We start from the raw sequence: 20,854 nt of genomic DNA, 5'->3' as shown, positions 1-20,854 counted from the left end.
ATGCAGCTGGATTACCGTTTTGAAATCGTGACTTGCGGCCGTAATTGTTCAATCTTCTCTCTAGTAGCCAGATCATCGGAGAACGCAGTTGCGCTTCCGGATGCCACTCCTGCACGGAATGCTTCGATCGGATCGCCATGAAGAGCCAGCGTACCCACGAATCCAGCAATCATTGAATCACCTGCGCCTACAGAATTTTTCACCGTTCCTGCTGGTACATTTGCGTGATACACTTCATCTGCCGTAATGAACAAAGCCCCTTCTCCTGCCATGGAAATCAGTACATTTTTTGCACCTGCTTCCAGCAGCTTACGACCGTAAGTGACGATCTCCTCCTTTGAATGAATCGTTACGCCAAACAACTCAGCCAGCTCATGGTGATTCGGCTTGATGAGCAGCGGTTTATGAACCAGTGCCTTCATCAGCGCCTCACCTGTGGTGTCGATGACGAATTCAGCTCCAGTTTGCTGGCATACGCTAATCAGCCGATCATAGAAGTCTCCTCCAAGTGACGGCGGGATACTTCCCGACAAGACGACAATGTCATTTTTCTGGAGTCCCGCCAGCTTTTGCACCAACGCATCGGCCTCTTGCTCACGAATCGCAGGTCCCAAACCGTTAATTTCCGTTTCATCGCCATGCTTGAGCTTAATGTTAATCCGTGTGTCATCTTCGATAATTACAAAATCAGTTTTAATGGATTCTTCCCGCAATGTATCGTCGATAAACCTGCCTGTGAATCCTCCGAGAAAACCAATCGCCGTGCTATCTGCTCCCAACTGGTTCAGTACACGTGATACATTAATTCCCTTACCACCTGGCAGTTTTAAATCACGTTTCATCCGGTTCAAATCACCAAGCTTCAAATCATCAACTTCCACGATATAATCAATGGAAGGGTTCAGCGTTACTGTATATATCATTGTTATCCCTCGATTATCTTAGTTTTCTGAGCGATGGATCGGCGTGACCGTTCTGGCATCGATTCGGTAATAAGTATAGCTTCCTTGAGCTCGAACAGTTTGGCGAAGGTTACTTCTCCAATTTTGCTGGAATCGGCTAACACATACGTTTTGCCAGACAGCTGGTGGGCACGCCGCTTGATCAGCGCCTCTTCAGGATCAGGAGTTGTATACCCCATTTCCATATCCACCCCGTTCGTTCCTAGAAAGCACTTGTCGAATCGAAAATTGTCCAAATTTTGTAGGGCAATACTCCCGATTACGGCTTTGGTATGAATTTTCATCATCCCTCCCAGTAGATAGCTTCTGATTCTTTTGCTTACCAGTGCTTCTACGTGGGATAGTCCATTCGTCACGACCGTCACGTCTTTAGCTTCAATGTAAGGAATCATCGCCATCGTTGTTGTTCCCGCATCCAGATAAATACATTCGCCATCCAAAATTTCTTTGGCTGCTATACGGGCCACTGCATTTTTTTCTTGAACGTTTTTGAATGTTTTTTCTTCCATGCCAGGTTCCTGACTTTTCTGATTCAGCAAGGTTGCCCCGCCATGAATCCGCTTGAGCAACTGACGGCCCTCAAGATCTATCAAATCACGCCGAATCGTTGACTCAGAAGCTCCCAACAGATCAGCCAATTCTTGCAACTTTACAACACCACATTCTTGTAAGCGCTGTATTATTAACTTGTATCTTTCTTCCGTCAGCATCATCATTCCCCCAACTGTTCATATCGTACCACAAACTTGACAAAAAACAATCATTTTTCTTCAAAAAGATTCAAAAAAATTCATTTCTAATTCATTTTTTTACAAAATGGTGAATTCCTGATCCAATCATTATGATTGCGTTTACATTTTAAAGAAAATCCATCTACTTTTATGTAAATTCATTCTTCTTACATAGGAATTCAGCAGTAAACGTTCAAAAACGTTCTAAGGCTTCCATCAGTACTATTTTACCATTATGCGCACAATTCGTCCCCATCTTCTCTACTCAGAAAAAAGCTAAACACGAGGACTGATCCCCTTTGTGTTTAGCCAATCGAGACGCTTAGCGTTCAGCCCTTAACGATTCCAATGACGAAACCGTCATACCCCTTGCTCCCCACGGTTTGGATAGCTGTAGCTGTAATTCTTGATTCTTCAGCCAGCATATCATAAAACTTTCTTACTCCCTGCACCTGAGGGTCTGTGCTCAACTTCCTCCTCTTTCATCTGTGCTAACTGCTCCAAAGCTTCTCCCTCCCGAAGTTCCACCATTCCATCCAACTGAGCCAGCGATATATTCGACCGGGCAATTTTAGCATGGATCGGGTTGGCTTCCAGCGTAACTATTTTTCCATCCTTCAGCAACGCCCTTCCCAACCAGATTGTACTGTAGCCTCCCAAAGTACCGATCTCCAGCACGCGTCGCGCTCCCTGCATTTGAGCAAGGATATTTAATAGCTTTCCCTGATTGGGCGATACATCATGCGGAGGTAGTCCCGCCTTTTGGTTAGTAGCCAATACTTGTTCCAAGACAGCATCATGCGGAACGAGACTCTCCGAGATATACTGGTCTACTTGATCCCACGTGTTCGTTTGATTCATTCGCTCCACTCTCCTTTGGATTAACTTACAATTTGATTGTAAATGAATTATTAGGGAGTGTGACACGTGCCTCTGAACTTTTAAATATTAGCCAACCTGCGATTGCCGCCCAGATTAAAAAATTTGAAAAAGAAATATCTCTCACACTGCTCATGCCGCTAGGAAGAGGGATTGCCTTAACGGATGCTGGTAAAAAGCTTGCTGTACTCGCCAAACGGCTCTTTGCCGTCGAACAGCAAATCGAACAATTATCTCAAGATTATCGTGATGGAGTCCATGGTCATATCCGGCTAGCAGCTACTTATTTACCGGCTCATTTTCTCATTCCAGCCTGGATTGCAAAATTCAAACAAGAATATGAATATGTAGAACGCGGCGAGCTGTGCCGGGTATATGTAGAAGACATCCAGCTTCTCAATTCAATCGCCATCTGTACCCGCAAGAACGAACCCCTATCTACCGCTACCCTAAATCTCATTCAGCTCATACGTAACCATTCCTGATGAGCATTAGGCATCTGTGTACACTAGCGCTGTATTTTAAAATAACAAGAGCCATGACTGCGTGCATACCGCATTCATGGCTCACCTCGTTATGATAAATATTCCCCCTCAATAATCTTCTCCAGATAATCTTCCGGCTGTGCAAGAAACTCGGCAAAGCTGCACACATCCGCATATTCCTGATGCTCCTCGTCATAATAACCCAGGCACTTCTGCCTCGGATTCCACACCAATATAATATCCGAGTAATTATCTACTTTTAGAGACAGACGCAACAGCTTTTGCCGACCTACCTTCATCTCAACCGTATCTATGAATGAGAAGAACTCAACAAATTGAATATCAAGATCATTTTCTGGCAGGTCCACACGGAGCTGATCCCCCATCAGAAAGGCAACAATCTCCTTTGGAAGCTTGTAGCTTTTCAAAGCATGTCGTTTATTTTCCAGATTATGAAATGCTGGAGGCTCTACAGACTTTAAATACTCAGCCATTTCTACGTTTTTATTACTTAGTGCAATTGTATATGCCCGTTCTCCATCTTTTTCTGCCAGCGTCACATCAGCGCCTTGCTGAACCAAATACTTCACCATCGCAAAATCATTGTTGCGTGCCGCCACTGTCAAAGGCGTGGCTTTATAAGGATATACCATATTAGGGGCATTGAAATTAATATCTACGCCATGTTCCAATAGTAATGCTACTGTTTTCAGGTCATGCTTACTAACTGCGTTGCGGAGTGTTGCTCCAGCATGCTGCTTCATATCGAGGCCCAGCTCATGGATAAGCAGCATATTGCTTTTGTTACCGTAGTAGGCTTGCTCATAGGCACCGGATTTGACATGATTTTTCCCGTCCAGCTTCGCGCCATGGGCGACCACATAACGGACAATCTCTTCGGTACCATAGCGAACAGCCGTCAGGAATGCGGGATTATCCTTCACATTAAGTTGAACCCCCTCATCGACCAGTAGCTTCAAGACTTCCATTTGCTCAGTGATGAGTGTAATATCCAATGGACTTAATGTCGTATATTTACTGAGTACGATCCCTTGTTCTATATCCCAGCCTTCGGTCAGCGCTTGGCGTAAAGCGGATATATTGCCTTGAACGATATGCATCGCTCTCTCAGGAAGGACCTCGAAATTGCCTACATCTTTTAATTTAATCATCGTTATTCCCTCGCTCTTTATGTATCTACTATCAAACATGCATATCTATTTTATACCAACCTCCCCTTTACATAAATCCGACAGATTCCCCAAAATTCATTATTCACTCTAGCGCAAACAAGTGAGTAATAGAGGTCAAAATACCTCAGAGAAGCTATAATTGTATTATGATTCTGTATACCCTGTGCAACGAAAAGGAGAACATATGAATAGCATTCAATACCTGTCCCAATTTAATTTGCTTCATAGTCTCTCATTAGAAGATTTAATTGAAATGGACCAAATGACCTCCATTACGACTATAGCGAAAAAAAACTTTATACAAACCCCAGAGACCTTTTCCGAGGGACTTTATTTTGTGAAAAAGGGAAAAGTACGTCTGTATAAGCTAAACGCTGACGGAAAGCAATTTACTTTGGATATCCTCAGCGAAGGAAATGTATTTGGTGAAATGGATATGATTTCACTAGGGACAAGGGATATGTATATAGAAACGATAGAAGAATGCGATATCTGCCGGATGGACAAAGACCGATTCGAGCATTTTTTAATAGAACATCCCCGGTTCATGATGAACATGATCAAGGTGTTAAGTGACCGAATCTCAGGAATGAGCAGTCTGGCCCAGCATTTAGCTTTGGGAAATTTACAGGATAAAATTTTGTATGTTCTTCTGAAATTGTCCGATCAGTTCGCCCTCCAAAGCCGTGAAGAGTATTGCAAAATCAATTTTCCTCTCTCCCATCAGGAAATTGCGAATCTGGTCGGGGCCACCCGTGAGGCTGTAACAACTGCTCTTCAGGAGCTTGTCAAAGAAAAGGTCATTAAAACCGGCTTTAAGACGATTTACATCCATCGCGAAAAGCTAATGAAGTTGTAAACTACATTACATCTATACTCCTACCCAAAAAAGTATCGTATACCTATCAGACAATTTACGATATGGAGTGAATGAAATGTTACACCGAAAAGGGGCCCGCAAAGGGTCAGATATTCCTAATGATGTGCTTCAGCTGCTACAGCAGGGGCGGCTTGAGACGGTGAATCTCACCGAATGGCTGGCTGTCGATCATGTTGTACTATTGCAAAATACTCTTGATGAATTTGGCTTGCAGCGATCATCCGATGTCTTCATGACCGAATTGAATCAGCTGAAGGAAAAGAAGATCATGAAAATGATACCCGCAATCGCGCGAGCGTGGCTTCATGTGTTTGAGCAACAAGCGATAGAAGAACGTATTCGCATCTTTGATGCGATGGCCTCCCATCTTTCAGACAGCATTCGCTGCTGGGCTGCCTACATCATCGGGATTGATCCCCGTTTAAGTGTAAAGGAAAAATTGGCTGGCATTCGCCCCTTTGCAGCCGATTCCCATTTCGGAGTACGTGAAATAGCCTGGATGGCCGTGAGAGAATCCATATCCTTGCAACTGCTTGAAGGGCTTGCCCTGTTAGACAGTTGGGTGCGAGATGAGGATGCTAACATACGTCGTTTTGCCATTGAATTAATCCGGCCACAAGGCGTTTGGGCCAAGCACATCCCTGAACTAAAAGAACATCCCGAGCTGGCTCTTCCTCTCTTGGAGGCTGTTCAGTCCGATCCGGCCAAATATGTCCAGGACTCCGTTGGTAATTGGTTGAATGACGCCAGCAAAACCAACCCAGAATGGGTTCTTCAAGTTTGTAATGCATGGCTGATGATTTCGGATACCAAAGAAACGAAGCGAATAGTAACCCGGGCCCAAAGAAGCTTGAACAAAGAGAAATAATTGGAAGACTCCTCCCCCATCCAATCCATATCTAGAATATTCACATAAACTATAATATTTATCTGGAATATTAGGAATGGAGGAATTCCTATGTCTATTATTCGAATCTATCTGGAAGCAGACAGTATCGTATCTGGAAACATTGCTATTACAACAAGTATCAATGTCACTCCAGTGGTTAATCGTTACACAGCTATTGTCGTGCTTGGTAATATATTAGGTGGAGTGACCACTATCCCGGCACAAAATTTCACAAATGATAGTGGTACTTCAGTCGCGGCAAACAGTCTTGTTGTTCCGACCAGTAGCGGATACTACAATGTATTTGTAAATGGGACGTTGCAGCGAGGCGGCTTAACAACGCTTTCTGCTACAAATCTAATTATAAATACAGGCCTGATTGTTGGTGCAACAGTAGTCGTTGAGGTTGTTAATTTCAACTCTAGTGCTTCCTCAACCTCTGTCAACAATGTCACAGTAACGACTACCATAAGCGACTGAGAGAATGCCTTCGTAAAATTACTATAAAAAACCGCCAAACACAGGGTTTATCCTCGTCTTTAGCGGTTTATTTCTCTTTGAACCTCGAATATTTAAATCTTGAAGTTCTCTACAAGCACCTGAAGCTTCTCGGCCAGTGATGAGAGGAGCGCTGCGGAGGATTCCACTTCTTGCATGGCAGCAAGCTGTTGCTCCGAAGAGGCGGACAGGGACTCTGCCCCTTTAACCGTATGGTTAGAGACCATTACGGTATTCTGAATGGCTTCAACGAGCTCTTCAGAGATCAGCGCCAGATCCCGAACTGTGGCTGATATTTGCTCGCTTTGGGAAGACATGTCGGAGATGGAGACTTCAATCTCGGAGAAGGAGCGCCCGGCTGATATGATCAACTCCTTGCCCTGCATCATTTCGTTCGTGGAACGCTTCATAGTTTCTCCTGCCTTGTCCATTTGGGCGATAATCAGACTGATCAGTTCGCTGATTTGTGTGGCAGAATTGGCAGAACGTTCGGCCAATTTGCGGACAGAGCCAGCGACAACGGCAAAGCCCTGACCTTCTTCTCCGGCGCGCGCAGCTTCTATCGCTGCATTCAAAGACAGCAAGTTGGTCTCCTCGGCGATGCTGGCAATGGTGCCGACAATGTTCTCAATCTCCTTGGAGTGGCTGCCAAGCGTATGAATAATGCTTGAGAGATCGCCGATGCTTTCGCTGACAACTCCCATTTGGGAGGTGGTGGAATCCATTGATTCCCGGCCAAGGCGTGCTTTCTGGACATTATCCGCGGCCTTGTTCATTGCGATGTCCGCATTGCCAGCAATATCGCTGATGAAGCGGGACATATCCTGAATAGCTTTATAGCTTCCTTCCAGGTTTTGCAATTGGGTATGCGCCCCATCAGCCAACTCAATCGTAACATTCACGCTATGCTCTCCAGCACGGTTCGTTGCCTGTGCGCTGGCAGACAGCTCTTGAGAGGAAGAAGCGACCAGCATAGAGGTGTCATTGACCTGGGTAATCAGGTTGCGCAGGTTCATTGTCATATCGTTGAAGTCGCGGGCCAGCGTCCCGATTTCATCCTTGTTTTTGAAGAGAAGCGGTTCATGGGTAAGGTCGCCCTTGGTAATGGTGTTCACAGAGGCTGACAGCTTGGTAAGCGGACTTACCATATGGCGAATCAACAGGTAAACAACAAGGATAGCCACCATGAAAATGGAGCCGCCAATAATAAAGGGCTGAACAATAATATCCAACGTCCGTTCCTGAATTAACGAGCCGTCAAAATTGATGGCCATCAGTGCAACAATGGGCTTGGTGGGATCATGGTCCTGATAAATGGGGCCGTATCCAGTTTTGAGCGAGGTTCCTTCATATGTATAAACCTTGGAATATGCTGAATGCTTCATGGTAGTTATCATTTCTTTGTCTTCGTCTGTAAAATAGAAGGAATCGCCAGCTTGATAGCCTCTTTGCTTAAAGTTGGCATCGGCGGCCAAAATTTTTCCATCCAAAGAGATAATAAAAGCCTCCTTAAAAATAGGCTTATGTGCTACAATCCAGCCGATCCGGTCTTCAATGGCAGCAAGTTTGCTGTTATCTCCACTGACCAGAGCCGATATATCCGCAGGATCTATAAGGCCAGTCGTAATATTGGCGCAACCCACCAGCTCGATCCCAGCAGCTTCATCCACTTGATGGTAAGCGGTACGATATCCGAAGTATCCAATGGAGGAGCCTACGAGAAGCAGTATGATGAGCATCATCCAAGTTAATTTTGTTGCCAGCTTCATTATTTGAACCACCAATCCTGACTCTAATAAATTTTTGTGACAATCCGTTTTCACTGCTACGATTATAGCCTATCAACACTTACTATAATATGGCATTCCAGTGTCGGAAGATGTCGTTTTTTGTGAGAATAGTCACTGTTTTTTGTAAACGGGGACGTTGCAACGAACGGCAGTCATTAATGGCGTGGTGACGACTACAATAAGCGACTGAGGTGAGTGCCTCTGTTGAATTACGACAAAAAAACTGCTAAACACAGAGGTTTACCCTCGTTTTAGCAGTTTTTTTGTCTATGAATCAAGTGTTTCATCGGTAACGTATTTTCGTTTTTTATAGCTGTATTCAGCTTTATTTTTTGTGGGCTAATAAGAGATTAACTATGGTATCCAATTGAAGCTCCAATGAATAAGGGTCTTCCATCACAAACTCATCCCCTTTATCGCTGAATGAACCGTACATATAAACCTGTCCTTTTTTTACAGCCGGAAGGCCTTTCCATAGCTCACTATGCAGAATCTGATTAGCCCCTTCATCTTCTGAACCGTATACAAAGATGTGATCTCCCATATACTCGGGTAAAACCTCAAGCGAAATATTTTCAAATCCTTCTTTCATGTTCAATGCCTTTTTGGTAGGTGGCAGCTTTAGCGTCTGATAAATGGTCGGACTTCCGTAATTGCCGCCTTTTGCTGCCAAAACATATATCGATTTATTGGCGACTTGTACAATTGAAACCGTCTCTCCTTCTTTAACGATACCTTGAATTTTCGTTCTGGCCTCTGCAGCTTTCTTCTCATATTCAGTAATCCACTGCTCGGCTTCTTTCTGCTTGCCAAAGATTTCGCTAATTCTGCGGAATTTATCCAGTGGTCCCGCTGTAGATTCGCCTTCCCAATACGGCAGGAACACAGTCGTTCCTACCTTTTGGTAGCTGTCGATGTTCTTTTCGATTGAACCGATAATTAAATCCGGTTGCAGAACGGTCAGTTCCTCCAAATCCATAGGAAATTCACCGAGATCCTTGATTCCGGCCAATTTCTCTTTGGGATATCCCGATTGATCAATCCAAGCCTCATTCAGCATAAAACTTCTGACCCCCACCGGAATAATCCCCAGCTTCAAAAGATGACCCATATACTGATCCGATGCCACTCGTTTCGGGTTTGCAGGTACTTCCACATCGCCTTTTAATGTCTTAACCGTTCTTGTCTGTGCTTGCACTGCCGCTTGTCCATCGCTGTTGGATGATGTCGCTGTATGATTAGCCTTCGTTTGCGAGCTTCCATTTGTATTCGTCGGAGCCGAGCAAGCTCCCAGCATCAATGATAAACACAGCATAATCATCATGGCCGTTATTTTGACTCTTCCGTGCATAAACAAATCTCCTTCCGCGTTATACCGATATTGATAATCAATATCAGTATAACGTGCGAAAGATGTCCGCTGAAGGGCATATTTAAGCATCGTTTGGGGCATATCCTGATCTTGCTTCTGAGCATGATGCTCCCGTTCCTTTTTGAATCGTACGGGAGATAGTCCCTTATATTTCTTGAAGCTGCGACTTAAAGAATGGGCATCTGGATATCCCACACGCTCTGCGATCTCCTGCAAAGTGGCGTCCGTCTGCATTAGCAGTTCTGCCGCTCGATCTGCTCTTACTTGGCCCAAGTAATGAATCGAACTGGTATGCATTTTATTTTTGAACAACCTGGATAAATGTCCGGTACTGCATTCTAGCTCCTCCGCAATGGACTCAAGTGTCATAGGCCGACTAAAATGCTCACGAATATAGGCTACAGCCTGCGATACCAGGTCGGGCTTAAGAGGCTCAATGCCCTGCCGATACAACTGCTGCAACAACTCATATACAAATTGTTGAAATAAGGCTTTGACATGCAGTTTGCCAAGTCCGGAAGCTTCACGCCATTCTTGCTCCAACAGCTTCACTTTATCGTACAGGGGCAGTGGGTAATGAGGTGCGAAAGCATACTGGTTCTGAAAAGGATTTTCCTTTTCCAGCAATTGTGCAATCTCTTTGCGGCTAGGCAGGGCCAACGTTGCCTTGTACAAAATGATGTAATATTCAAGCACCTCTTCCGCCAGGATACTCAGGCACATTCCTTTTCCGCCATGCAGTACATGGAAACGCTCTACCCTGTGAATACTGTTATCTAACCGTACCCGTGCGTTTCCACGAACGGCATACAAGAACGCACTGGCAGGAAGTCGATAGGTTCGTAGCTCCTCCCCTTCTTCGATCTTCTTATGACGAACATCCATCACCTGTATAAAAACATGATTCCACAGCAAAATGTGATCATTCAACTTCATTGCTTTTGTTCAGCCCCCGATCTAAACCATCCACGTACCTGCTCAATCTCATATTCAAACTATAATATATTATAGTTGATAATTATTCTCACAGGCAATGAAGTGATTTCATACGGAGCCTCTACTTTGGACGGTCCATTTTTCTGACCGCATTCTCCGCAGCCTCCATGATTACTTCTCCCAATGTAGGATGGGGATGAATGGTTAGAGCTAAGTCTTCTACGGTTGCTCCCATCTCGATAGCCAGAGCAAGCTCGGAAATGAGTGTTGAAGCTTCGACGCCGACGATTTGCGCCCCCAGTACGATCCCCGACCCCTGCTTTGCTACGATTTTGATGTACCCCTCTGCTGCCCTTAGCGCCAATGCTCTGCCGTTAATTGCAAAGGAAGCTCTGCCAATGACAATCGGTAAGGCTTTTTCCTTTGCTTCTGTTTCACTTAGGCCAACACTAGCCAGCTCTGGTTCAGAAAAGACAACCAACGGCATGGCTTTATAATCCACTTTAGCAGCTTGACCTGCAATCGCTTCTGCCGCAATCTTCGCTTCATAGGAAGCCTTATGGGCAAGGGCTGGACCCTCCGTAATATCTCCAATGGCAAAAATATGCGGAATAGCCGTTCTACACTGCTCGTCTGTCTCGATCAACCCCCTGCTCGTCAGTGGCAAGCCAATGTGCTCCAATCCTAATCTGCCATCCGTATTCGGTTTTCTGCCTACAGTAACTAATACAAACTCAGCGGTGACATGATGCTGCTCTTGATCTTTTGAATAATGCAGCGTAATAGTATCCGTATTATGCACGACTTTTTCGGCTATCGCCCCAGTTACGATGCTTGCACCATCTGTTTTCAATTGCTTAACAACAGGGGCCACAAGGTCCGTCTCAAATCCCGGCAGCACCCGTTCCCCTCCCTCCAGAATCATTACCTTTGTTCCAAATTTGGCATACATTTGTCCAAGCTCAACGCCAATATATCCACCACCTATCACGATCAGGCTGGACGGAACCGCTGGAAGCGAAAGCGCCTCTGTAGAGGACAAAATACGTCCGCCAAACGGAAATGCTTTCAGCTCGATTGGACGGGAGCCGGTTGCCAATATGGCATACTTAAAGGATATCGTTTGTTCCGCTCCATTTTGATTGATGATGGCTGTATGCCCATCAACCAAACTTGCCTCCCCTTCCAGAATGCTCACACCTGCCGTTTTCATTAAAAAGCCAACTCCGCCTGCCTGCTTATTCACAATCCCCTGTTTGAAAGCCTGAGCATTCACGAATGACATCGCTGCATCTGCCTGATTTACCTGCCTGAGTATCTCATAGCGATGTGCTTCGGCAATCAAAGCTTTGGATGGAATGCAGCCCACATTCGTGCACACTCCACCTAGCTGACTGCGTTCAACAATCGCCGTTTTCATTCCAAGCTGAGAAGAACGCAATGCTGCCACATAACCTCCTGGCCCTGATCCAATGACCAGTGTTTCTACAGATTCAAGCTTGCTCATAACTAATACCTCCTGTTAAAATGGCATGATTTAAAATATGATGATTATAATATATTATAGTCATCATATTTTAAAAGCGTCAATAGTCTTGATCAGCCTTTCTGAAGTTGTCGTTATAGGAAGACAAATTGACACGTTTTATTATGATGATTATAATATTTTGAAGTTAGCATTATAAACCCGTGGAGTGATTACAATGCCTTATCCAAAAGGCCATAAGATGAAAGTGCGGAGTAAGATCGTTGAAAGTGCTGCCCAAGCTTTCCGTGCCAACGGTATTCAAGATGTAAGTGTGCCCTTTATTATGAAAGGGGCAGGATTAACTCACGGCGGGTTTTATTCACACTTTGATAACAAAGAACAGCTAGTCGCCGAAGCCTGTCGCTATGCCGTCAGTGATACCCTCGCACTGCTTCAGGAGGCCGTTGACCAAGAAAAGCAAGATCCTAAAATTAATGTTGTCATCGATTACTATTTAAGCACCCATCACCGTGATCGAACAGAAATAGGCTGTATTATTCCTGCCCTTTCCGTAGAAATAGCCCGTTCTTCCGAAGAAATCCGGCAGATATTCACGCAGGAGTTGGAAAGAATGATTACGTTTATCTCCAATTTGGGGGGAATGGATCAGTCCAAGGGCAGTGCATTGTTCAGTAGTATGGTTGGTTCTCTTGTGCTTGCACGTTCTGTTAATGATCCTAAACTGAGTGACAGCCTTCTCTCGGCAGGCAAACAGTATGCCAAAGCGCTGGTTAATAGTTGAATGTAAGTATGTTTTACGTATGCAAAAAATCCGCTAAACACCAAGAAATCCTTGATGTTTAGCGGATTTTTCCTAAGAATCTAAACTCAAAACGGAGGTAACGATTTGTCAGAGATTCGAAGTCTCCACCTGCCAAATCTCCGTTATGTTCCAAATCGTTTGCGGTACCCGCATTTTCGGCATAACTCTTCTACCGCTTCTCTCTTAGAGAACCCGAAGTACAGACGGTTTGCACGCTCCCCTTCCACAATGTCGGAAAAAGATTGCTCATGCACGTTACCTAAATTAATGACACCTTCTCCATCCAGACAGCAAGGGACCACCGTTCCATCCACCAATACCGCCGCTTGGCTACGGAGTGCATGGCAAAAGCCTTTTCCGTCATCTTCGGGGGCACTGAGGCTCGGCCATTCAAATTCATGGTCTTGATTCAAATAAACGTTTGGTGCGATTTTGACCCCACTGCCTGGTATCACCTTTTCCTCAATCCGATAGTCCAGTCCAAATTCTTGCTCCAGTCGTTCAAGTGTTTCCCGGTTGCGCTGACGCTGCACATTAGTCAAATTATCTTCAGTCAAGTTCCAGAGACGGAACGAAATAATGACATTGTGTTTCACCGCTTCTCTTACAAACGTGAAAATATTACCCAAATATCCTTCTCGATCCACGGAGCCTTCATGCCCGTCAAAACTGTGGAGAGAGAAGTTCATCTGACGCAGCGCTGGTTGCCCAAGCAGCTTATGTCCGGTCTTCGGCAGCAAGGTACCATTGGTGGTTATATTGACCTTCAAGCCTTTCTCATGAGCACTTTCCAGCAAAAGATCAATTTTCGGATGGAGCAACGGCTCTCCTTTTACATGCAAATAGATGTAATCCGTATGTGGTTTGACCTGATCAAGCACATTTCGAAAGACTTCCGGATCAATAAATTTTTTGACACGCTGTGTTTGAGGACAAAAACTGCATGCGAGATTGCAAATGCTCGTTATCTCAATGTATACCTTTTTAAAAGTTTTCAACATGATTTCCCCATTCTAACCTTCATCCGGAGCATCTTGTTTATGCTCACTAATCTTATGATTATAACGGGTTATCACCGACAGGTAAACTCTCCAGTCTCCCCCTTGGTGTGGGCATCAAATGCTCGACACATACGCCTATCCAAGATTTGATTTGATATTTTCTATTGACCCTAGGTCTGACCTAAGGTTTATAGTGGAGTTATTCAACTATCAGTAAGGAGTCCTGTCATTGAAAGAACACATTACGATCAGCCAGCTTGCTCAGCTCATGAATGTATCTGTACATCAACTGCGATATTTTGAAGAAAAGGGAGTCCTGTATCCATCACATACAGAAGAAAATCAATATCGAATGTACGGGCTTCATGAGATTTATCAGCTTTCGCATATTTTATTATTACGCAAATTAAATGTCCCTGTCGGTCAGATTCAAGAATGTATGACTTCCTATGCTGCCGATGGTTATAACCAGCTTTTAGAGCATTCATTGCAGAAGGTACAGACTGAAATAGCCAACTTGAAGATGCATGAACAGTTTATTCACAAAGTGTTAGAAGAACATAATAATCGGACCCAGCAGGACGATGAGTATCAGGTCAAACGATTAGGTCCCCGTCATTTAAAGCTATGGTTTGCATTGGAGAATGGTCAAGAGCTCACTGCCGGAAACCTATTTGAACACCGCCCTGCCCCACCTCGATTATTTGAAAATGACCTGCATTACTTGTCTGATGCCGGACAGGTGAAGCTGTGTTATGAAACGGTGGATGTGGCTGACTATATTCTGGAAGAAGGCAACTATCTTTATAAGCATCTTACCGTCATTGAAGAACCTGAGATTGATGATGAAATCAAACAAATGGAACGATATATAGCTCATCACCAATATAACTGCCAAAGCAAGATTGTTCTTGTAGAAAAATCTTATCTTTCGATGTTCGACAACAACAAGCTGCAATACGAAATTCAAGTTAAAGTAGAATAAATCTTGGAGGGCGTTACATGAGTGCAAAATCCTTTGACATTGTTGCATACCAGAAACAAGACCATGAAGCTGTTTGCAGTCTTTTAGTCGAATCGTTTAAAGCAAAATTCCAATCTCTTGTTACACTGGAGGAGCAAGATATACAGAAGTTGTTAATGCAGGTTTGGGTTCAAAATCCTTATTCTTCATCTATGAAACAATTTGTAGCCAAAGAGAACGAAGATGTTGTCGGTGTTCTTTCCCTCAAATGGAAGGCCCCCTCCTCTTCACTTCCTGAAACAAATCCCATTTCTTTAGCTCCGCTCCTAAAACAGTTTGGTTGCTTCAATGTATTTAAATTTTTGACAGGTATGCATGCGCTGGAGTATACCCCCGCTGCAAATGAGTGTTACATTGATCATTTGGCGATTCGTTCAAGTCATCGTAACCAGGGAATAGGACGCCGTCTTCTAGCTTTCGCACAGCAATTTACGGTTGAATCTGGGTTTCATGCATTGACGCTTCATGTAGCGCATAAGAACCAAGGGGCTATCCGTTTGTATCACAAACTGGCGTTTGAAGTAGAACAATCCAAGTATAATGGGTTACGGCATTTTTGGTTCAAGGAGCCTGTATGGTATCTGATGAGTTGGAAAGAGAATCTGCATTCGAGGAGAGAGCATCGTTGAAAAAAACATTCAAGCTTACTTTTGGTATTGCGGCAGCTCTGGCTGTTGCCTTGATACTAATTGTTCTATATCAAAATTCCTACAAGATGACAGAAGAAAAAATACAAATTAAGACACCTAAAGGGCTGTTAACAGGTACATTAGCTTTGCCTAAGAACTACTCGGGAAAGGTTGGATTGGTTGTTTTTGTCCATGGGGATGGTCCTATTAATGACACATATGATGATGGATACAAACCACTGTGGGAAAAGTTCGCTTCCAAGGGTTATGCCTCCCTGTCACTGAATAAGCCCGGTATTAACAGCGCTCCTGGCAATTGGCTCGACCAAAGCATGGAGGACCGCGCACAGGAGATCCGATATGCAATAGACTGGGCAAGAAGCTTACCGATAATTGATAAGCAAAAAATCGGCCTATGGGGAGCCAGTCAAGCAGGATGGGTCATTCCGAAGATCGTTAAAGAGGAGCATGATATTGCATTCAGCATCCTTGTATCGCCTGCCGTGAACTGGATTTCCCAAGGACAATTTAATACCAGAAAAGAAATGGAACAAGAAGGAGCTACTCCGCAAGAAATTCAAAAGACATTGAACTACGATCAAGAAGTTCTACAGTTACTGAAAAAACATGCTTCTTATGAAGAATATCTAGGCATAGCCGATCCTGACGATATGATTTCCAAAGAAAGATGGAGCTTTATAGGCAAAAATTTTCTGTCTGATTCCACCGAAGAATTAAGTCACTTCCATTCTCCTGTACTCTTGGTTCTGGCTGGCAAAGATATTAATGTTGATGTAAAGGGTACCGAGCGAGTCTATCGCCAGAAAATACCTCCAGAACTGCTGTCCGTGATTCATTTACCTGAAGCCGACCATTCCATGATGGATGAAAAAATCGCGCGTTCAAAATCTCTAACTTTCTTAACAGCCGTATTCGCCCCAAGAAAATTGGTGAATGGTGAGTATCTCAAATCCCTTTCCGATTATGTCAGTCAGCGTTAAACAATGATGTTCTTTTTTGCCATACTTCTTTTGATATGCTAATGAAAAAATGCTAATGAAAACCCCATAACTGTTCTCGGTTAGACTGGGAATAGATCTATAAACAACAAAAAAACGGCATCTCTGCCGTTTTTTCTAAAAGGATGGACTCTCAGGGACTCGAACCCTGGACCAATTGATTAAGAGTCAACTGCTCTACCAACTGAGCTAAGAGTCCATAATAAAAGTTTGGTGGAGCCTAGGGGGATCGAACCCCTGACCTCATCGCTGCCAGCGATGCGCTCTCCCAGCTGAGCTAAGGCCCCATCATAAGTAAGTTAATCAACGTTTCAAGCGACTTCTATATCATATAAAATTTTTATTCCTGTGTCAATACTTTTATAAAAAAAATATAATCATCTTCCCACCTTGACCCAAGAAAGATACAGTCAGCGATCAGTCGCTGGCTGTATCTTTAGATAACAATGTTTTCAGTTCCTTCATAAACATATTGATGTCTTTAAACTGACGATAGACGGACGCAAAACGTACGTAGGCGACTTCATCCACTGGGTAAAGCTGTTCCATGACCAGCTCCCCGATCTGCTGACTATCGACTTCTGTGGCTGCTGTGTTGCGGATAGCGTTCTCCACCTGGGATACGATCATATCCAATTGCTCGACGGATACTGGGCGCTTCTCACAGGCTCGAATGAGACCGCGCAGCATTTTATCACGACTAAACTCTTCACGGCTGCCGTCTTTTTTGATAACCATGAGTGGGGTTTCCTCCACCATTTCAAAGGTGGTAAAACGCCTGGCACACTGCTCACATTCACGGCGGCGACGGATGGACTTGTTATCATTCGCAGGTCGCGAATCCAACACTTTTGTGCCATTGTAGGCACAATACGGACATTTCATAATCTCACCACTTTCTTTTTCCAATAAATTCCCGAAGATTTTTAGTAATAATTTTGTCAAAACGGATCATAATATGTTTACCACATCGCGAGGAGGTGAACAACAATGGCACAAGGAAACAATGGCAACTCCAACAATCTGGTAGTCAGCAGATCCTCCGGTGCTCTGGAGCAAATGAAATATGAGATCGCTCAAGAGCTGGGTATCAGCATTCCTCAAGATGGATACCAAGGTAACATGACTTCCTATGAGAACGGTTCGATCGGGGGCTACATCACAAAACGCCTCGTAACGATCGCCGAACAACAATTGGCAGGTCAATACCAATAATCGCGGTAATAATGCAGAAATAACAAGAAAAAGTGTATGGACGGGCTGCTAAAAACAGCCTGTCCTGCGCTTTTTTTCATTTTAAAGCGAAAAGGCTCATCATGTCATTAACTTGTCTTTTAAAAATCATTATAAATTTTCGTGTATTGCCTGTAGTAATAAATGACCCGCTGTACATAATGTCGTGTCTCACCAAAAGGGATTTGCTTAATGGACTCTTCTTTTCCATCCCACACTCCCTTATCGAGCCACTCTTGAACTTTACCCGGCCCTGCATTGTAAGCAGCTACGATTGCTACAGGATTATCCTGAAACTTCATGGATAGGTTATGCAAATACCAGGTTCCCAGCTCTATATTGGTACCAGGCTCGTGCTTGACACTGTCTAGCGGAACCTTTTGAATCTGGGCGCTGTCCATAATCCAATTTGCTGTATTCGGCATAATCTGCATCAACCCCAGTGCACCCTTATGCGATTGCTTACTGGTTTTAAAATTGGTTTCTACGCGGATAATAGACGCCACCAAAAATGGGTCCACTTCATACGTTTGTGAATACTGCCGAATCTCATCCTTATATTGAATCGGATAGAACCAGGACATCCAATTTGAATTGAGGAACAGAATCAGGACAAACCCGACAAACAAAGTGAGCAGGACTCTTTTCTTTCGCAAAATATTCATGCAAGTCCCTTCCGCTGCCAAAATTGATCAATTTGTCGTTTCGTCTCAGACTGTGTTCCGCTATTATCGATAACGATATCGGCCAAGTTTTTCTTTTGTTCAATATCCATTTGTGCGGACAGCCGAAGTCCAGCTTGTTCCTCCGTCAGACCGTCTCTGAGCATCAGACGCTGGAGCTGAATATCACGTGGTACGTACACAACCATAATTTCCTCGTACAAGCTCTCCAGCCCGGACTCGTACATTAACGGGATATCTGCCAAAACAAGCTTGTCCGGCTGTTCCCGTTCATATGCTTCCATACGCAGTCGCATTTCCTCACGAATAGCAGGATGTGTAATATCGTTAAGTGCCTGCCGCTGGGCAGGGTCTCCGAATACAATCTCACCCAGTTTTTTGCGGTGCAGGGTTCCGTCACTGTTCACTATAGCTTGTCCAAAATGCAGTATGACCGCCGCCAGCACCGGATGCCCCGGAAGCATCACTTCCCGGGCAATGGCATCTGCGTCGATCAGCAGCGCACCTTTGGCGACCAAAAGAGCCGACACGGTGCTTTTTCCGGTAGCAATACCTCCGGTTAATCCGATATTCATGCTCTTTCACCTCATAACAGCTTCAATATGCCCATCATAATCAGTAATAATGCCGGCAATACACCCAGCGCCTTCATAAATCGAAATGCTGATAGAAAGAAGCCTGCCTTCATCCCTGCAATCAAAAATGTTCCACTGAATAACGTAATAGCCAGCGCAGTAGACAGTGGCTGAAAACCAAGCATAGCTGCCCCTAATCCCGCTCCGAACGCATCGACCGATAATGCAATACCCAGCCAAACCGCTTCGGTAGCAGATATACTGCCAGAACGGTCCATATCCGCAGCAGACGGGCTTCGAAGAATCCGAATAACAAGTCCCCATTTGCGGAACTCCAGAGAAAATAGCGTTCGCTCCTGCTGCTCTACAGAAGCTTCTGCCGACAGATCTTTTCTTGAGCTAAGGAAAGACTCTGTATCAGCATCCTCTATACTCTTCTTCTCTCCAAGAACAGATCTGCTCACTGGATCAGTCTGTTCTGTAAGAAGCAGCCCCCGAGAGGCCTCCGCTGAATCCTCTAGCGAATCCTCTTTGCGGTGCAGAGCTTGAAACAAAGAGTAACAGCCGATACAGATCAGGATGACAGCGCCGAAAACGGTCGTATATACAGGAGACAGGACACGAGATAGTAATGCGCCCAATTGCATGGATATGCCAATCACCAAACCTGAACATACGGAGATGATAGCAATCGACAACAGTGGAATTTTCATTTTGCGCAGACCATATGTAACACCGACTCCGAAACTGTCCAAACTTAGCGCAAATGCCAGTAACAGCAGGGCTCCCCAATGATTAGCCACTCCAATTCCCTCCCATTGCGAAGGCAGGGCCTTATAACAACCGAAACCCTCCGCAGTATTGGTACTTGGAACAATATATGAGAGGGATGGGCTTGGGGTGACTGTGCCTGTTTAGCGCAGAGGCTGGCAGACCGGACAATGATGTGTGCCACGTCCGGCTACGACAGATTTTTCGATCAATGTGCCACAGTTAATGCAAGGCTTCGCGTTACGTCCATAGATTTGCAATTGATGCTGGAAGTCGCCCGTTTTGCCCTGTCCATTAACGAACGATTTAATGGACGAGCCTCCAACCTGAATCGACGCACCCAGCGTGGAGACAATAGCTTCATGCAAGACATGAAATTGGCTATCCGTTAGGCTTTTGGCTGGCTGTGCTGGATGAATCCCCGCCTTAAACAACGATTCATCTACATAAATATTCCCAATGCCCACCACATATGACTGGTTTAACAGCGCTGCCTTGATCGAAGTCGAACGAGTTCCAACAGCGACACGCAGCATTTCGGGTGTAAAGGCCTCGTCCATCGGTTCCAAACCAAGCTTGTTCAGCGGCTTTTCCAGCAAATCCTGTCCTGCCGGAAATAAGTGCATCGTGCCAAACTGGCGCACATCCTGATAACGCAGCTCCGTACCATCTTTAAAATGAAAGATGACATGGGTATGCTTTTCCACAGGATCATGTTGCGAATACAATCCATATCGCCCTTCCATTCGAAGATGGGAGACCAACACCAGCCCGTCCAGCAAAATCCGCAGAAACTTTCCGCGTCTCTCCACCCCTGTAATCCGGTGATCGGCCAATTCCATCGCAAAAGCCTGAATATCATCGGGCCGTTGAATGATCCGCGGTAAATTCACGGTGACATGATCTATATGTTTATCAACGATAAGCTCGTTTAGCGTTCGTTTAATTGTTTCTACTTCCGGTAATTCCGGCATGATGTCTTCACCTCACCCTATATTATAACGGAAGCAGCG

General features: G+C 44.6%; 21 protein-coding genes, 2 tRNA genes and 1 pseudogene. 9 read left to right on the top strand and 15 right to left on the bottom strand.

Annotation, left to right across the window (positions count from 1 at the left end):
* Window positions 1-11: 11 nt before the first annotated feature.
* The 3 genes and pseudogenes from pfkB to MKY24_RS08565 all read right to left on the bottom strand — a co-directional run bounded on the left by pfkB (window position 12) and on the right by MKY24_RS08565 (window position 2,554).
* Complete coding sequence (gene pfkB / locus MKY24_RS08575) at window positions 12-923, bottom strand: 1-phosphofructokinase (RefSeq protein ID WP_023987942.1); 912 nt, start codon at window positions 921-923, stop codon at window positions 12-14.
* Between the two features lie 2 nt (window positions 924-925).
* Window positions 926-1,672 carry a DeoR/GlpR family DNA-binding transcription regulator gene (locus tag MKY24_RS08570; protein ID WP_023987941.1) on the bottom strand — a complete coding sequence of 249 codons (747 nt, stop codon included), beginning with the start codon at window positions 1,670-1,672 and terminating at the stop codon, window positions 926-928.
* 350 nt (window positions 1,673-2,022) lie between these two features.
* Window positions 2,023-2,554, bottom strand: a pseudogene (locus tag MKY24_RS08565) (class I SAM-dependent methyltransferase).
* A 32-nt stretch (window positions 2,555-2,586) separates the two neighbouring features.
* Between MKY24_RS08565 and MKY24_RS08560 the strand changes: the two are divergent.
* Window positions 2,587-3,057, top strand: coding sequence for a LysR family transcriptional regulator (locus MKY24_RS08560; protein WP_339201771.1), 471 nt, complete (start codon window positions 2,587-2,589; stop codon window positions 3,055-3,057).
* A gap of 89 nt (window positions 3,058-3,146) precedes the next feature.
* On the opposite strand, the gene MKY24_RS08555 is transcribed toward MKY24_RS08560, so the two are convergent.
* Window positions 3,147-4,229 carry an ankyrin repeat domain-containing protein gene (locus MKY24_RS08555; protein ID WP_339201770.1) on the bottom strand — a complete coding sequence of 361 codons (1,083 nt, stop codon included), beginning with the start codon at window positions 4,227-4,229 and terminating at the stop codon, window positions 3,147-3,149.
* A 205-nt stretch (window positions 4,230-4,434) separates the two neighbouring features.
* Here MKY24_RS08555 and MKY24_RS08550 point away from each other — a divergent pair, with 205 nt between their 5' ends.
* The 3 genes from MKY24_RS08550 to MKY24_RS08540 all read left to right on the top strand — a co-directional run bounded on the left by MKY24_RS08550 (window position 4,435) and on the right by MKY24_RS08540 (window position 6,499).
* On the top strand, window positions 4,435-5,109 hold the full coding sequence (locus MKY24_RS08550; RefSeq protein WP_028542883.1) for a Crp/Fnr family transcriptional regulator: 675 nt from the start codon (window positions 4,435-4,437) through the stop codon (window positions 5,107-5,109).
* Window positions 5,110-5,185: 76 nt separating this feature from the next.
* Complete coding sequence (locus tag MKY24_RS08545; RefSeq protein ID WP_028542884.1) at window positions 5,186-5,998, top strand: DNA alkylation repair protein; 813 nt, start codon at window positions 5,186-5,188, stop codon at window positions 5,996-5,998.
* A gap of 90 nt (window positions 5,999-6,088) precedes the next feature.
* Window positions 6,089-6,499 (top strand): DUF4183 domain-containing protein, encoded by a 411-nt coding sequence (locus MKY24_RS08540; protein ID WP_023987937.1) that lies wholly within the window; start codon window positions 6,089-6,091, stop codon window positions 6,497-6,499.
* A 92-nt stretch (window positions 6,500-6,591) separates the two neighbouring features.
* Here the strand turns inward: MKY24_RS08540 and MKY24_RS08535 are convergent, their stop codons facing one another.
* The 3 genes from MKY24_RS08535 to lpdA all read right to left on the bottom strand — a co-directional run bounded on the left by MKY24_RS08535 (window position 6,592) and on the right by lpdA (window position 12,122).
* Window positions 6,592-8,286 carry a methyl-accepting chemotaxis protein gene (locus tag MKY24_RS08535; protein WP_023987936.1) on the bottom strand — a complete coding sequence of 565 codons (1,695 nt, stop codon included), beginning with the start codon at window positions 8,284-8,286 and terminating at the stop codon, window positions 6,592-6,594.
* Window positions 8,287-8,632: 346 nt separating this feature from the next.
* On the bottom strand, window positions 8,633-10,615 hold the full coding sequence (locus MKY24_RS08530) for an AraC family transcriptional regulator (protein ID WP_339201768.1): 1,983 nt from the start codon (window positions 10,613-10,615) through the stop codon (window positions 8,633-8,635).
* A gap of 121 nt (window positions 10,616-10,736) precedes the next feature.
* A complete protein-coding gene (gene lpdA / locus MKY24_RS08525; RefSeq protein WP_053325104.1) occupies window positions 10,737-12,122 on the bottom strand; it encodes a dihydrolipoyl dehydrogenase in 1,386 nt (461 codons plus the stop codon).
* Between the two features lie 196 nt (window positions 12,123-12,318).
* Here lpdA and MKY24_RS08520 point away from each other — a divergent pair, with 196 nt between their 5' ends.
* Window positions 12,319-12,885, top strand: a complete 567-nt coding sequence (locus MKY24_RS08520; protein ID WP_023987933.1) for a TetR/AcrR family transcriptional regulator — start codon at window positions 12,319-12,321, stop codon at window positions 12,883-12,885.
* Window positions 12,886-13,028: 143 nt separating this feature from the next.
* Here MKY24_RS08520 and MKY24_RS08515 read toward each other — a convergent pair whose 3' ends face one another.
* A complete protein-coding gene (locus tag MKY24_RS08515) occupies window positions 13,029-13,907 on the bottom strand; it encodes a radical SAM/SPASM domain-containing protein (RefSeq protein ID WP_025719701.1) in 879 nt (292 codons plus the stop codon).
* 229 nt (window positions 13,908-14,136) lie between these two features.
* Between MKY24_RS08515 and MKY24_RS08510 the strand changes: the two genes are divergently transcribed.
* The 3 genes from MKY24_RS08510 to MKY24_RS08500 are packed head-to-tail and all read left to right on the top strand — an operon-like array spanning window position 14,137 to window position 16,561.
* The gene (locus MKY24_RS08510; RefSeq protein ID WP_110455454.1) at window positions 14,137-14,892 is read left to right on the top strand and encodes a MerR family transcriptional regulator; all 756 of its coding nucleotides are present in this window, start codon (window positions 14,137-14,139) and stop codon (window positions 14,890-14,892) included.
* A gap of 17 nt (window positions 14,893-14,909) precedes the next feature.
* Entirely contained in the window at window positions 14,910-15,560 is a 651-nt protein-coding gene (locus MKY24_RS08505; RefSeq protein ID WP_104411499.1) for an N-acetyltransferase, read from the top strand.
* The gene (locus MKY24_RS08500; protein WP_075154011.1) at window positions 15,557-16,561 is read left to right on the top strand and encodes a CocE/NonD family hydrolase; all 1,005 of its coding nucleotides are present in this window, start codon (window positions 15,557-15,559) and stop codon (window positions 16,559-16,561) included. Before MKY24_RS08505 ends, MKY24_RS08500 begins: the two co-directional genes overlap by 4 nt.
* Before the next feature lie 144 nt (window positions 16,562-16,705).
* Here the strand turns inward: MKY24_RS08500 and MKY24_RS08495 are convergent.
* From MKY24_RS08495 to nrdR, 3 genes are all read right to left on the bottom strand, one after another.
* Window positions 16,706-16,778, bottom strand: a tRNA-Lys gene (locus tag MKY24_RS08495).
* A gap of 12 nt (window positions 16,779-16,790) precedes the next feature.
* A tRNA-Ala gene (locus MKY24_RS08490) sits at window positions 16,791-16,866 on the bottom strand.
* 130 nt (window positions 16,867-16,996) lie between these two features.
* A complete protein-coding gene (gene nrdR, locus MKY24_RS08485) occupies window positions 16,997-17,464 on the bottom strand; it encodes a transcriptional regulator NrdR (protein WP_013309614.1) in 468 nt (155 codons plus the stop codon).
* 105 nt (window positions 17,465-17,569) lie between these two features.
* On the opposite strand from nrdR, the gene MKY24_RS08480 reads away from it, so the two are divergent.
* Complete coding sequence (locus MKY24_RS08480; RefSeq protein WP_013309613.1) at window positions 17,570-17,794, top strand: alpha/beta-type small acid-soluble spore protein; 225 nt, start codon at window positions 17,570-17,572, stop codon at window positions 17,792-17,794.
* A gap of 119 nt (window positions 17,795-17,913) precedes the next feature.
* Here MKY24_RS08480 and MKY24_RS08475 read toward each other — a convergent pair whose 3' ends face one another.
* The 4 genes from MKY24_RS08475 to mutM all read right to left on the bottom strand — a co-directional run bounded on the left by MKY24_RS08475 (window position 17,914) and on the right by mutM (window position 20,815).
* Window positions 17,914-18,477, bottom strand: coding sequence for a lytic transglycosylase domain-containing protein (locus MKY24_RS08475; protein WP_023987928.1), 564 nt, complete (start codon window positions 18,475-18,477; stop codon window positions 17,914-17,916).
* On the bottom strand, window positions 18,474-19,070 hold the full coding sequence (gene coaE / locus MKY24_RS08470; protein ID WP_339201766.1) for a dephospho-CoA kinase: 597 nt from the start codon (window positions 19,068-19,070) through the stop codon (window positions 18,474-18,476). The genes MKY24_RS08475 and coaE overlap by 4 nt, the downstream gene beginning before the upstream one ends.
* Window positions 19,071-19,081: 11 nt before the next feature.
* Entirely contained in the window at window positions 19,082-19,873 is a 792-nt protein-coding gene (locus MKY24_RS08465; protein WP_023987926.1) for an MntP/YtaF family protein, read from the bottom strand.
* Window positions 19,874-19,984: 111 nt separating this feature from the next.
* Window positions 19,985-20,815, bottom strand: coding sequence for a DNA-formamidopyrimidine glycosylase (gene mutM, locus MKY24_RS08460; protein WP_339201764.1), 831 nt, complete (start codon window positions 20,813-20,815; stop codon window positions 19,985-19,987).
* Between the last annotated feature and the right edge of the window lie 39 nt (window positions 20,816-20,854).

It is taken from the genome of Paenibacillus sp. FSL P2-0322 (assembly GCF_037975315.1).
Taxonomy (GTDB): Bacteria; Bacillota; Bacilli; order Paenibacillales; family Paenibacillaceae; genus Paenibacillus; species Paenibacillus polymyxa_B.
Note: the sequence above shows the minus strand (reverse complement) of the source record. Positions and strands in the feature narration are given on the sequence as shown.